This is a genomic window from Paenibacillus allorhizoplanae, from assembly GCF_927798215.1.
GTDB classification, from domain to species: domain Bacteria; phylum Bacillota; class Bacilli; order Paenibacillales; family NBRC-103111; genus Paenibacillus_E; species Paenibacillus_E allorhizoplanae.
This window is the reverse complement of the sequence record NZ_CAKMMW010000023.1, coordinates 101,200-115,416: the sequence shown is the minus strand read 5'-3', so window position 1 is coordinate 115,416 and position 14,217 is coordinate 101,200. Positions and strand designations below refer to the sequence as shown.

The window sequence follows — 14,217 nt, the reverse complement described above, 5'->3', positions numbered from 1 at the left end:
TAAATTGAACGGTGGAATAACTAAAAAAAGCCTCAGAGCATTATCTCTGAGGCTGATCTTTTCCGTTTTTGCTATTGCTATTGGCGCATTCCTTTGCCGCCACCTGACCCGCCTCGACCTCCACCACCCCCGCGTGATTGGGTAATTTGAGTGATTTTTTCTCCATTGACCGTAACATTACCGCCATTTAATTGCGCTGTACCATCCGAGTCAAAGGCGGAGGCTGCTTTTACGTTAATGGTTCCTCCATTGATATAGAGATCACCATTTGAATCAAATGCATCCGTATCACCGCTAGCCATACTAACATCAATGGTACCGCCATTGACTTCAATCGACACATCAGAATTAACTTTGGATGAGGCATTAATGCCATCATTATTTGCATATAACGTAATCTGCCCATCATTCACCTTAATATTGTTGGCCTCGATGCCTTCTTCACTTGTCTTTATGTTAATGATGCCGCCATCGATTTGAACAAAGCTGTTGCCACGGATGGCATCATCGGCAGCGGAGATATTTAATGTGCCGCCTTCAATATAGATATATCCTTTAGAAGCATCCTCATCGTTTTCGCTATGCAGGGCATCCTTATCTGAATCTATTGTAATCGTTCCATCATTGATAAGAATGGCATCATTGGCCTCTACAGCATCCGCAAATGACTGAATGGTATACACGCCTCCAGTAATTTTGAGGTCATCTTTTGAAGAAATACCATTACCTTTTTTGGATACAATGTCTAAGGTTCCTGTTCCATTCAGGGTCATATCTGCTCTAGAGAAAATGACGGCATCCACATTGGTATCTCCATCCGCCACATAACTTCCGGAAACCTCCATATGGTTCTTACTGCCAGTGGATGTAACGAAGACTTTATCTGCTGCTTTCACATAAATGGCAGGTGAATCTTCATTGGTTATACTGACACCGTCAAGAGCGATTTGAACTTTTGCCTCCTCGGCAGCATCAACTACTACCGTCACATTTTCTACCTCACCGCTTAAAACATAAATGCCTTCCTTATTCAGTGTCACATCTTGATTGCTTTCCAATTTCATTGGTGTGGCCGTTGCTAGATCCGCCGACTGTTCTAAATCCCGATCACTGAATAAATTCGATTTGTCTTGAACGGAAGCTTTGGAAGTTGATGTTGCTGTTGCTGTTGATGAAGTTGTTGACGATACGGTCGAAGTTGCTGTTTGTGTAGTTGCAGGAGTAGTAGCGTCCTCGCTACCGACTTGTGCGTTAGAGCAGCCCACCGCTGCTACGCTAAGTAATGCGGCCAAAGTAATGACCCTTAGGCTTTTCAGGTTTTTGTTTTTCATGAATTAACACTCCTCGTATATGAAGTAGTCATCATCTGATTAATATCCAAAAAGCATTATCGCTTCCTGACATATGTAAATCATAATGCAGATTACTTAAATCAAACTTAAATAACGAGTCCTAACATTCTCTTAAAAAACAAAAAAACAGCTTGAGAAAGGAATTTATATTCCTTTTCTAGCTGTTAATCTTGTTTATATAAATTAAATAGCAAAAGTCACTTTACCGCACCAATGTACTTTTGCAAACTATCTTCAACACAGTCGGTACAATTGTTAATCCTTCTTCTAGAACTAATTTAGTTTCTAATAGTGTTAATGTATTACCTTCAATCGCATTAGAGTTGTACGTCCATTCGACTCTATATACTTGCTCCAAATTTCTTACAGCAGCCGTTGGCAGAGGACGCAATCCATCTAATTCATTTTTTAATAGATCTATTTTTGAAAAGTTCACGCTGCCCCTCCCCGCATACTTTTATTACCATTATATCACAGTAAATAATAATTACTCAGGAGTGACTGAAATTCCGCTTCATATTTGTTGGGGGTGGTTGCGCTTCTCATTTATTCTCATGCCACCGTAAAAAAATCCCTACATCACGATTCACGGTGATGTAGGGATATGTTTGCATTAGAAATTAAGAAATTGTCCAACACTGCTCTCATTGATTAAATATTTAATAATACGTTTCACGACATTATTTGCAGCTTCTTCGGTTGAAAGCTTGCTTAGATCAATTACAATTTCCGGATTCCCAGGTATATCATTGCTCGAGTTGCCTGCAACATAAACCTCAAAATACTCTTTGCCAATGATCTCACGCGCAGTTTCTTGGTCGTTACCGTTTAAGGAATCATTTGATACTAATGCAATAAGTCCAGCATCGTTCATCAATTTCGCAATCTCCGCTAATCGCTGCAACGATTCTCCATGGCCATTCCCCAGTAACATGGTATGGTGCCCTGTCGATACCAAACGTTTTTCGACTTCCTTCGCAAGGGCCGATTGCTCTGAAACCGAACCAGTGAACCAAAGGGTCAAAGGATTCTGACCTTTTTGCTGAGCACGAACTTCTCTGGTGATTTCCGTATCTAACTGTAGAGCATTGTCGGAGCTTTGAAGGATTTGCTCAATCACTCCGCAAGCCGATGTCATATTGGTGACACGATCGATCAGAATAAATCCGCCTATGCTTTTATTTTGTTCAAAAGAATCAATAACGATAGCGTCAGATAAAGAAAACTCACATTTGGCCAATTCATTTTTGACAATATGATTGGTTGTCACCGTTTTTCCCGTATTAACATCAATTTTATGCGTAATGGCCGTTACGGTACCTGGCAGGATTTTCGTTCCTACTTTGACCAGATAGTTCTTGCCTGGCGTCAGTACAGAATCATCCATCCAAAGAATCGTAGCACTAAAACGGTCCGCCTCTTGAAGCTGACTATCCTTCGTGAATACGCAGCCCCGCGAAACGTCGACTTCTCGATCCAATTGAATGGTTACGGGCTGTCCGGCATAGGCATAATCGCGATCTTGGTCTCCCACGAGGATCCGTTTGACTTTCGCCTTCTCATGACTAGGCAACGTTGTCAGCTCATCGCCAACTGCGATACGCCCAGCCTCAATTTGGCCTTGGAAACCGCGGAATGTATGATCCGGACGGCATACACGCTGAATCGGCATCATAAATTGCTTTGCATTGTCGTTCTGATGAACGTCCACATTTTCCAAATATGGCAACAAGGCAAGGCCTTCGTACCAAGGCGTATTTGGCGATTTTTTCGTAATGTTATCCCCTTCTGTGGCAGAAACAGGGATCACCTGAATGCTTTCAAAGTTGAACTCAGCAGTCAACTGCAAGAATTCTTGTTTGATTGCATCGAATATTTTAGGATCAAAACCCACTAAATCCATTTTGTTCACAGCTAAAACAAGATGTTTAATACCCATAAGTGCACAAATCCGAGTGTGGCGCTTGGTTTGGGTAATAACCCCTTTCTTGGCGTCCACAAGAATGATAGCCAGATCAGCAAAAGATGCGCCTACGGCCATGTTACGGGTATATTCTTCGTGCCCAGGTGTATCCGCTACAATGAACGAACGGTGGTCTGTCGTAAAATACCGATAAGCCACATCAATCGTAATCCCTTGTTCGCGCTCTGCAAGCAACCCATCTAGAAGCAAGGAATAGTCAATTTTGCCGCCGCGGCTGCCTAATCTGCTATCCAGCTCCAACGCTCTTTCCTGGTCGGCGAATAATAGCTTGGCTTCATATAGCATATGTCCGATTAAGGTGGATTTTCCGTCGTCTACACTTCCGCAAGTAATAAATTTAAGCAGACTTTTCATTTTAGAAATAACCCTCCCGTTTACGTCTTTCCATACTTCCCGCCGCTTCTTGGTCAATTACCCGCGTTGTCCGTTCGGATGAGACCGCACCAAGCGTTTCTTCAATAATGGCATCTATCGTATTCGCCTCCGACTCGGCTCCGCCCGTAAGAGGATAGCAGCCTAATGTACGAAACCGCATCTTCTTCATTTCAATTTTCTCATGAGGTTCGAGCTTCATGCGATCATCGTCAACCATGATGAGATGTCCGTCGCGTTCGAGTACAGGTCTTTCTTTGGCAAAATAAAGTGGCACAATATCAATGTTTTCTCTACGAATGTATTGCCAGATATCTTTTTCCGTCCAATTGGATATTGGGAATACGCGTGTGCTTTCACCCTTATTGATTCTTGTATTAAAAAGCTTCCACATTTCTGGTCGTTGGTTCTTCGGATCCCAGGCATGGTTCTTATTACGGAAAGAGAAAATCCGCTCCTTCGCGCGCGACTTCTCCTCGTCACGTCTTCCGCCGCCGAATGCAGCTGTAAATCCGTATTTGTCCAATCCTTCTTTCAAGGCTTGGGTTTTCATAATATCCGTATACGCGGAACCATGATCGAACGGGTTGATCCCTTGATCAATCCCCTCCTGATTGGAGTGAACAATCATCTTAATTCCGAATTCTTTGGCTTTACGATCGCGGAATTCAATCATTTCTTTAAACTTCCACGTTGTATCGATATGCATGAAAGGAAACGGCGGCTTCTCCGGATAAAATGCTTTCAGCGCCAAATGCAGCATCACGGAACTATCCTTCCCGATCGAATACAGCATTACGGGATTTTCACATTCCGCCGCTACTTCTCGAATAATATAAATCGCTTCAGCCTCGAGTTGATCCAGATGCGTCATTTCATCTATAGAATCAAGCATCAATTTTTCCATGGAAAGGTGCCTCCTTTTAATCCTTACTAAATCTATCGTCTTTCTTTATATACTAACAGATTGTGGCTTTCATGCAAAGTGGAAGAAAGTGAAAAAGTTAAGATTTCTGTGATTTTGGTCGAATATTGCCGCACTCTTCGGACTGTATCACTTTCCTTGGCACAATACTAACTGTATGCAATTAAAGTCCACTTTGTCACGCCTAGAAGGAAAGGGTTCAGAAAAGCGTTAAAATCGAACTTTTGTTCGTTTTATCCCTACGAACTTTACATATTCTGCTCATATTGAATTAAAGTTGTTACTCAATCGCCCAATAAATCAATAGGAGTTGATATGCAATGCGGCCGTATCTCCTTCCATAATGCCACGATTCGCTGTGTAGTAAACATAAGGCTGCACGGCCTCATTTATGGCTGAATTATCCTTAAAACCTCGAGCGTCCGACTTTTACCGTCAACAAAATCAACCTATTTTAACAATAAATTCCACTGTAAAACCCAAGGAAATCGCTTAGAATAAAAACCGCAAACGTTTGCAAAACTCTGCGCTTCACCATCTCCAACACACCTACACGATGACCGGCACACGCCCTCCTTTTTATGTGGCTCCAACTCTTTCATGTACTACTCGAAGGCCCTTTTATCCACCAGCCCCACAAATCGCTACAAAAAGGAGAATGGTAAAATTGAGTTTATCTACGATCGCTTGGAGGAAAGCTCGCATACTTGTATTAGGATTTTTCTTGGTTTTCAGCACAATTCTCGGCTTGTTCAGCAACTCGAATACGGCTTCCGCTGATGTAGCCAACGATTTCAAAGCTTCAGTTATGGCTCCATTGACGAAAATCACTGATTGGAATGCCTTTAAAAATCAATTAATTACCTTAAAAAATAATGGCGTTTACGCATTGACCACTGATGTGTGGTGGGGCGATGTTGAGGCCGCAGGTGATAATCAATTTGACTGGAGCTACTACACGACGTATGCCAATGTTGTTAGTCAGTCTGGACTCAAGTGGGTACCGATCTTATCCACACATACTTGCGGAGGGAATCCCGGCGATGATTGCAATATTCCTATCCCCTCCTGGCTGTGGAGCAAGGGTACCGCTGATGAAATGAAGTACAAAAGTGAAACTGGTTATGTAAACAATGAGGCCATTTCACCTTTTTGGAGTGGTATCGGACAGCAGTATAATGAATTATTTGCCTCTTTTGCTGCCAACTTCACAAGCTATAAGTCCATAATCCCCAAAATTTATTTAAGCGCTGGGCCTTCCGGTGAACTCCGCTATCCTTCCTACTACAATTCGGCCGGCTGGAGCTACCCTGCAAGAGGGAAGTTTCAAGTATATACAGATACGGCTAAAAATGCTTTTCGAAATGCCATGATTACGAAATACGGCTCATTGAACGGTGTCAACCAAGCTTGGAACTTATCCTTAACCAACGCAAGCCAAATCAACCCTCCAAGTGATGGAGATACCTTCTACTCCACAGGTGGATACAATTCAACGTACGGCAAAGATTTCCTCACCTGGTACCAAAGTGTGCTTGAAAACCATCTTGGTGTCATTGCAGCTGCAGCGCATACCAACTTCGATGCCGTATTCGGTGTCCGTATAGGAGCTAAAATATCCGGTCTCCACTGGCAGTACAACAATCCATCTGCTCCCCACAGCGCTGAAAATACCGCAGGTTATTACAATTACACGACACTGATACAGAAATTTAAAGACAACAATTTGGATCTGACATTTACCGCTTTGGAAATGAATGATGATGGCAGTGCTCCAGCCTACTCGAAACCTTCTACGTTGGTAGATAACGTCTCTTCCATTGCCAACAACCTTGGTGTTCGACTAAACGGTGAGAATGCTTTGCCAACTGGCAATTTTCAAAAAATCGAAGAAAAAATCATGTCATGGGGATACAACGGCTTCACGCTGTTGAGACTAGCTAATCTCGTTAATAGTGATGGTTCGGCAAATGGCAATATGGCTGGTTTCAAGCAGTATGTCATTAATCACACGAAAAATGGCAACGATAACACAGAAGGAAATAAGGTGACTCTTTATTATAAAAAAGGGTTCACGACCCCTTACGTCCACTACCGTCCAGCAGGGGGTACATGGACAACAGCACCTGGGAAAGCCATTCCAGACTCTGAGTTGAGCGGCTACGCCAAAACCACGATCGACATCGGTACAGCAACTCAATTGGAAGCCGCATTTAACAATGGCAGCGGCACTTGGGACAGCAATAACTCACAGAACTATTTCTTCAGCATAGGTACTTCTACTTACACACCTGGTAATAATGGTGCCGCAGGTACAATTACTACAGGAGTGCCGCAAGGGGTCGACACGACCGCACCAAGCATTCCTACGAATTTAGCATCTACGAGCAAAACAGATACAAGCATCTCCTTGAGCTGGTCAGCTTCAACAGATGCCGTTGGTGTTACGGGTTATGAGATTTGGCGCAATGGTGTGAAAATAGCTACAACAGCTTCCACGAGCTATACCAATTCAGGTTTAACGGCTAACACAGCCTATAGTTATACCGTTAAAGCTTATGATGCGGCAGGAAATCTATCCACTGACAGCGCAGCTCTTAGTGTAACGACCAATCCTACACCTGTGGGCAACTCTGTTACCGTTTACTATAAGAAAGGATACGCAACGCCATATATTCACTACCGTCCAGCGGGAGGAACATGGACAACAGCTCCAGGAACAGCTATGCCGAATTCAGAATTAAGCGGCTATGCCAAAATCAGCATTACTATCGGCACTGCCTCCCAATTAGAAGCTGTTTTCAATAACGGAAGTGGCACTTGGGATAATAATAACAGCCAAAACTACCTATTTAATGTCGGCACTTGGACTTTCACCCCTAGCTCTACAGGCGGAGTTGGAACTATTACAGCGGGTCTACCACAAGGCGTTGACACCACAGCCCCGAGCATTCCGACAAATCTGGCATCCACGAGTAAAACGGATACAAGCATCTCCCTGAGCTGGTCAGCTTCCACTGATACAGTTGGTGTGACAGGCTATGAAATTTGGCGCAATGGTGTGAAAATAGCTACAACGACTACCACCAGCTATACCAATTCTGGTTTAATAGCTAACACGGCTTATAGTTATACCGTTAAAGCTTATGATGCGGCGGGTAATCTGTCCGCTGACAGCGCAGCTATTAGTGTAACGACTAATCCTACACCTGTGGGCAACTCCGTTACCGTTTACTACAAAAAAGGCTTCACGACACCGTTCATCCACTACCGCCCCGCAAGCGGTACTTGGACAGCTGTACCCGGAATCGCCATGCCTAACTCGGAATTAAGCGGTTATGCCAAAATAACCGTTAATATTGGCACGGCTTCCCAATTAGAAGTTGTTTTCAATAATGGCAGCGGTACTTGGGATAACAATAATGGGCAAAATTATTTATTTAATGTTGGTACTTGGACTTTTACTCCTAGTTCAAGCGGGGGTGTCGGGAGCATTACTGTTGGTCCGTGATTTTGGCGTCTTCTAACTATTTAGTCCACTTCAAATACAACATAAAGCAGAAAACCGCAGAAAAGGAACTTCCCTTCTCTGCGGTCTTTCTATCGATAGATGGATACGAGCTATCCAACACCAGCTAAATTTGCCAACGGCTGCACATACGGACGGCTGTCATAAAGCGGAATTCTGACCTCAAAGGCGCTTCCGATCCCCAGATCGCTTTGCACGCGAATGCTTCCATTGTGAAGCTCGACAAGCTCTCGCACAATGGCAAGCCCCAGACCGGATGAGCCTTTATGCTTCACGGGTCTGCCTCGCTCCACTTTGAAGAAGCGCTCCCAGATGAGCCCTTGATCCTCCGGTGTTATACCGATTCCCGTATCGGTTACCGTGATGAGGACACATCCTTCCGATGGAACGGCCATCGCCTTCAATTCGATTGTTCCGTTCTCGGTGAACTTAACGGCATTTTTGATCAAATTATTTAAAATTTGTTCCAGTCGATCCGGATCGGCGTGAGCTTGTGGCGAATTTTCATCCACGAGGCAGTGAATCACCGTCCCGCGAAGTTCTGCTTCCGGTTGGAATTTAAAGGCCAGCTTGGACATCATCGCCTGAACATCGACCGGCAACCACACAAGATCGATTTCCTTATTTTCCAACTTCATTAAGTCGGTAATATCATCGACTAGTCGGTTCATATGTAGAGTTTCGTTGTACATGATATCGTAATATTTATCCCGCGCTCCCTCTTCGATTAAACCATCCTGAAGTGCCTCCAAAAAACCCCGCATCGCCGTAAGCGGCGTTCGGAGCTCATGGGAAACATTAGCCAAAAAATCATGCCGCAGCTGATTCAGCTGTCTCTTTTCCAGATCAACGCGTGCAAGCTGCTCCACCATGTGATTAATAGTTGTCGCAAGCTCACCAATCTCATCCTTGGAATCGATTTGAATTCTCTCACTGTAATCACCGATGGCAATCTTGGCTGCCGCCTTGTCGATCTGTTGGATAGGTCGGCTAATGGACCAGGACAAATAGAAGGATACACCAAATGAAAAGAAGATACCGAGCAGGGTCACCCAAAGGATGGTTTCTCTCAGCTGAGTGATCGTCTCATTCATCCCTTTAAGAGGCGAATGCAGAACGATACCACCGTATACGTCGTTGTCTTTTCCCCATGGGACGGCAATCGAAAGCATGCCTTCCTTAAAACTATCAGATTGATTCCATATGGTGGGTTCACCATTCAGGACTTGGTTTACCACTTCCGTGCTGATGACCTTGCCTACGTTCACCTCATCCTTTGAAGAGGTAGTAACGATGTTTCCATTCAAATCAAATATCCAAATACGCGAATCAAAGGCTTCATCGAAAAAGCGCAGCTGCTCCTTAAATCGATCACTCGGTTCCGTCTGATTTTGAATGGCGAGATTCACCTGCTTGGCTTGCCGGATCATCTCATTACTTTTGGAGTCGACGATATAATCCTTGGCAAATATCGAAATAACGAGCCCCACCGCACATAGCCCCAGAAGCACCGTAACGATGGAGCTGGTTAGCATTTTGCGGAGAATGCTTTTATTTGCATTTAGGAACATGCAGCTACCTCAAATTTATAGCCCACTCCCCAAACCGTATGAATGCAAACATGATGACACGGGCTTAATCTTTCACGAAGTTTTTTTATATGAACGTCCACTGTTCTCATATCGCCTAGAAAATCATATCCCCACACCTGCTCCAGCAGCTGTTCCCTTGTAAACACGTCGCCCGGAGATTTCGCAAAAAAGGCGAGCAGTTCAAACTCCTTTGGCCGCATGTCAATCTTCACACTCCCCGCGAGCACCTCTCGGCGAGCCACATGAATGACCAAATCATCAAACTCATATTGGACGGGGGCATCTACCTCAATAACCCGCTGTCCCTTCTGCATTCTACGAAAGATCGCTTTAATCCGCGCCACTAGCTCCCTCGGACTGAAGGGCTTGGTCATATAATCATCGGCGCCTAATTCAAGGCCTAGCACCCGATCAAACTCATCGTTCTTCGCGGTCAGCATAATGACCGGCACATCATCATAACGTTTGGTAATCTCACGGCACGTTTCATAACCGTCGAGCCCCGGCATCATCACATCTAGAATCACAATATCAGGCTTTACTTCTGCTAAAATGGTCAGGGCCGCGACACCGTCAGGGGCTTCGATTAATTCGATGAGCTGCTGACGGAAATATAACCGGATGATTTCTCTCACATTCGGATCATCATCCGCAATCAACACTTTCCAAGTCACAAACGGTTCACACCTTTCTATGATCCTCTCATAGATTTCTACAATCTTTTCCATTTTAAGGGGGTATACGAACTTGTGTTTCTTATATTACACACTAGGAATTGCATGACACCGCTTACAAAAAGTGACAAAAATCCGCTATGCAAGCGCATTTCATGCCGCCAGATCCCGCGTCGCACAAGGCGTTCCCCGCTTATCCCTCAAAAAAAAGCCCTCTATGAAATAGAGGACTTAAAGAAATTATTTTTACCACGAAGATAGTGCTGTTCTCTTCCATGTATTAGGTGCCACACACACATAGACAAACCCGTCATCCCACGCCATCTCCCCTACTTCTCCAGGGGCAGTAGACGAAGCCGGCGTCATCGATTTCCTGATGCGGATGCTGTCATCACTAACATCAAGCTTGGTCTTGGCATCCGAGTTCCCAATGCCGATATTGCCGCTGCTGCGATTGATGGTTAACGGATTGTCCAGTGCTTTACCGTCATCCGAATAACGGATAATTTGCAGATTGGAGCCGGCATTTCCTCCGGTTTCTTCGGAGTTATCTGCACGCATTGCCCAGCGTGGTGTTGTCACGTTTCCAGCATCCGCTTTGGCCCAAGTCAGATCACGATTGACACCATCGGTTCCGGCAACTCTTAAAATCCCGTCCATCACATTGAAATTAGAGGAATGCGTCCGAATTTCAGCCACATCCTGGTCGAATGGAATTTCCAGACGCGTGAACAGCTCATTCGGATTTTTGCCATCAGGTGCCATTGTTGTTTCAAACGACATATGATTATGATCGTGCTGCTCCGGGTTATTCGCTTTAGCATGCGCGATAATAGCCGCCTTGTCTTTTCCATTCTCATCTAGCCATGCGATGGCCGGCTTCGCTCGATCTTTCGTCCACTGTAGGCGAATAAGATCCGATAAGTGACCTTCCGAAGAGATCCACTGCTTATCGGTAGAAAGATGAATCCGATCATTATGAGGAACCTCAAGGCCTCCACCCGGTAAAGACGATTCCTGAAAGGTGCCAGCCGTCTCATGGCCGCCTGTGAAAGCGAAAGCCATTCCTGAGACACCGATCGCCGCACCAGCCAACAGAGAGATCATCAAGCCTATTTTTTTCATTTTGCATCCTCCTCCTTCTAGTTCATCGAACCCGCTCAGCGATTAGCGTTCAATAGGTCGATCCACCTCACGTAATCATGGATAGCGATGCCGATATAGCTCGGATAAGGGGAGAGGCTTTCCTTGACCTGTTTCAATTCCGACTCCATAAGTGAAGAATTCGACTTATAAAAGGTCGTATAATCGGCTTCCTTACTGGACAGCGTATCCACGGCAATAACCGCCTGTTTCTTCAGTGTAGCTGCTTCTAAAATGATGGATTTGGCTACGGCAATGATGCCATTGCTGCCGAGTGCCTTATTCCGATAAGCCATAATGACGACACTATCCGCCTTCTCCAGCAGCCACGCGCTAAAGGAGTAGCTGGATCCCGGAACGGTAAGCGTGTTTATCCAAAAGGGAATATCGAAGGCCATCGTCATGCTGCGATCCGTGTTTGTCACTTCCGATTCAATGAATCTAATTGTAGCCATCCACCGTTCGAGCACCCAGGTTTGATTCGTCTTCCACAGACCCAATGTGTAGGGCTCAATATCAAAATGGAAGCCTTGGAAGCGTTCGATAGCACCTACCGAAGCGTTATATTGCGTAACCGCTGCAATCCATTGCTTGATATAGATATGCTTATCTTCATAAATCCAATCCGATTGGCCAGCCAGCGCCTCAACCTTGATGCCCTGCTCATTCGCTCTGCGTATGAAATTACGGTAAACATCCTGAGCCGGGTATGTTTTTTCATAGCGCAGATAGATGGCAGTCAGTTTTTGCTTCGCAGCAAACGCGAGGATGCTATCACCATCCGTCTCAATCAGCTTGCTGTCCCAGATCCAAGTGGACCTTTGCGCTTTATCCGCCGAAGTGATTAGTACCAAATTCCGTTCTCCCACCCAATCGACATCGGCCCCGAGGCTCTCACTAACCGCTCTCAGCGGAACCATGGTTCGGTCATTTTTCAAGACAGCCGGAGCATCTACTTCCACCTGCTTGCCGTCAACCGAAATAATCTTTTGACCAATAGTTAATAATGCTGTAGCGTGCTTGCTGCGAAAGGTCACCTGTTCCAAGGAAGGATTCCATTCCACTTTAGCACCTAGTTTTTCAGCAATTTCTCTTACCGGCACCATCGTACTACTCGTCTGTTCATCGATGTATGGTTGGACATCCGTGAAGACAATCTTTTCCCCGTTGACCTGCACCCCAAGCTCCGTGTTAAGCGAGTACACCGGAAAAAATAATGGAACGCTTGTTAAGATTTGAATAAGAATCAAGCATACAATCGTCTTTCTCATAGGGACGAACGGATTAAACCACGCTATATTCAAGCTCTTCCTTGACCACCTCTACAATGCCTTCCACATAACCAGACAACTCCCTTTCATCCGGTCCCTCCGCCATCACACGCACGAGTGATTCCGTGCCCGAAGGCCGCACCAACACACGGCCACGGCCGGCCATCTCACTTTCCACCTGACGGATGACGGTATCAATGCGACGATTGCCTTCTAGCTTGGATTTATGGTTCACACGCACATTAACCACCAACTGAGGGTATTTGACAACGGGGGACACCAGTTCGGACAAAGGCTTCCCTTCTTGCAGCATGACCTGCAGCAGTTGAACGGCCGATAACAGGCCATCTCCTGTCGTGGAATGATCCAGTAAAATGATATGTCCAGAGGACTCTCCGCCTAAGTTGTAGCCGCCACTTTGCATCGCTTCCATAACATGCCGGTCTCCGACCTTGCTTTTTAACGAATCGAGACCGATGCTTTGCAGCGCTTGATGAAAGCCAAGGTTGCTCATGACGGTAGAAACGACAGTATTTTGTCTCAGCTGTCCCTGCTTGGCCAGTCGAGCGGCAAGGATATAGAGGATGTGATCCCCATCCAGAATCTCGCCTCGTTCATCAACCGCAATTAGCCGGTCCGCATCACCGTCGAACGCAAGTCCCGCATGAGCCCCCTGTTCCAGCACGGCCTTACGCAAATGCTCTGGGTGCGTTGAGCCGCAATCCTGATTAATATTTAAACCGTCTGGCTGATGATGCAATAGAATAGTCTCCGCTCCCAGTTCCGCGAATAGCTGCGGAGCTAGGAAGGAAGCCGCCCCGTTCGCACAATCGAGCACGATTTTGCATCCTGACAGCGGCGTCGCAGCCGTCGACTTCACGTAGCTCACATAGTCCTGTGCGCCCTGCGGATCATCACGCAAGGTGCCAATACCCGCTCCCGTAGGGCGGGAAATCCGATGCTCGTCACCCTGTAAGCGGCTCTCTACTTCCGCTTCCCACGCATCCGGCATTTTGAAGCCGTCGCTGCCAAAAAATTTAATCCCGTTATCCTCCACCGGATTATGAGATGCGGAGATCATCACCCCTGCAGCCATGCCTGATTGCCGTGTAACATAAGCCACACCAGGCGTCGGTATTACGCCCAGCTTTACGGCATCCGCCCCGGCCGATAACAACCCGGCAGCCAACGCTGCTTCCAGCATCTGCCCGGAGATGCGGGTATCCCGTCCGATGACGACGGTGGGCCGACGGCCTTCACAGCTGCGCGTCAGCATATAGCCAACGATAAGCCCTAATTCAAAAGCCAGCTCTGGCGTTAATTCGCGATTGGCAACCCCTCTGACTCCATCTGTACCGAAAATAGCTCCCATATC

9 protein-coding genes and 1 pseudogene are annotated in these 14,217 nt (G+C 45.8%); 1 reads left to right on the top strand and 9 read right to left on the bottom strand.

Translation table 11 applies throughout. The features are described from left to right. Positions 1-77: 77 nt before the first annotated feature. The 4 genes and pseudogenes from L6I86_RS28020 to cysD form a co-directional block, all read right to left on the bottom strand. Positions 78-1,331, bottom strand: coding sequence for a carbohydrate-binding domain-containing protein (locus L6I86_RS28020; RefSeq protein WP_236291759.1), 1,254 nt, complete (start codon positions 1,329-1,331; stop codon positions 78-80). 271 nt (positions 1,332-1,602) lie between these two features. Further along, a pseudogene (locus L6I86_RS28015) lies at positions 1,603-1,788 on the bottom strand (cell filamentation protein Fic); the annotation flags it as partial. A 177-nt stretch (positions 1,789-1,965) separates the two neighbouring features. Next, positions 1,966-3,690 carry a GTP-binding protein gene (locus L6I86_RS28010; protein WP_236291757.1) on the bottom strand — a complete coding sequence of 575 codons (1,725 nt, stop codon included), beginning with the start codon at positions 3,688-3,690 and terminating at the stop codon, positions 1,966-1,968. A 1-nt stretch (position 3,691) separates the two neighbouring features. Further along, positions 3,692-4,615, bottom strand: a complete 924-nt coding sequence (gene cysD, locus L6I86_RS28005; protein WP_253074980.1) for a sulfate adenylyltransferase subunit CysD — start codon at positions 4,613-4,615, stop codon at positions 3,692-3,694. 742 nt (positions 4,616-5,357) lie between these two features. Between cysD and L6I86_RS28000 the strand changes: the two genes are divergently transcribed. Continuing rightward, positions 5,358-8,144 (top strand): family 14 glycosylhydrolase, encoded by a 2,787-nt coding sequence (locus L6I86_RS28000; protein WP_420851942.1) that lies wholly within the window; start codon positions 5,358-5,360, stop codon positions 8,142-8,144. 110 nt (positions 8,145-8,254) lie between these two features. Here L6I86_RS28000 and L6I86_RS27995 read toward each other — a convergent pair whose 3' ends face one another. The 5 genes from L6I86_RS27995 to glmM form a co-directional block, all read right to left on the bottom strand. Further along, positions 8,255-9,733: a sensor histidine kinase gene (locus L6I86_RS27995; protein WP_236291755.1), complete on the bottom strand. Its 1,479-nt coding sequence runs from the start codon at positions 9,731-9,733 to the stop codon at positions 8,255-8,257. Continuing rightward, positions 9,724-10,482 carry a response regulator transcription factor gene (locus tag L6I86_RS27990; RefSeq protein WP_082595345.1) on the bottom strand — a complete coding sequence of 253 codons (759 nt, stop codon included), beginning with the start codon at positions 10,480-10,482 and terminating at the stop codon, positions 9,724-9,726. Before L6I86_RS27990 ends, L6I86_RS27995 begins: the two co-directional genes overlap by 10 nt. A 192-nt stretch (positions 10,483-10,674) precedes the next feature. Next, on the bottom strand, positions 10,675-11,553 hold the full coding sequence (locus L6I86_RS27985; protein ID WP_236291754.1) for a hypothetical protein: 879 nt from the start codon (positions 11,551-11,553) through the stop codon (positions 10,675-10,677). 35 nt (positions 11,554-11,588) lie between these two features. Next, positions 11,589-12,842, bottom strand: coding sequence for a copper amine oxidase N-terminal domain-containing protein (locus L6I86_RS27980; protein ID WP_236291753.1), 1,254 nt, complete (start codon positions 12,840-12,842; stop codon positions 11,589-11,591). A 13-nt stretch (positions 12,843-12,855) separates the two neighbouring features. Beyond that, positions 12,856-14,214 (bottom strand): phosphoglucosamine mutase, encoded by a 1,359-nt coding sequence (gene glmM, locus L6I86_RS27975; RefSeq protein WP_236291752.1) that lies wholly within the window; start codon positions 14,212-14,214, stop codon positions 12,856-12,858. Between the last annotated feature and the right edge of the window lie 3 nt (positions 14,215-14,217).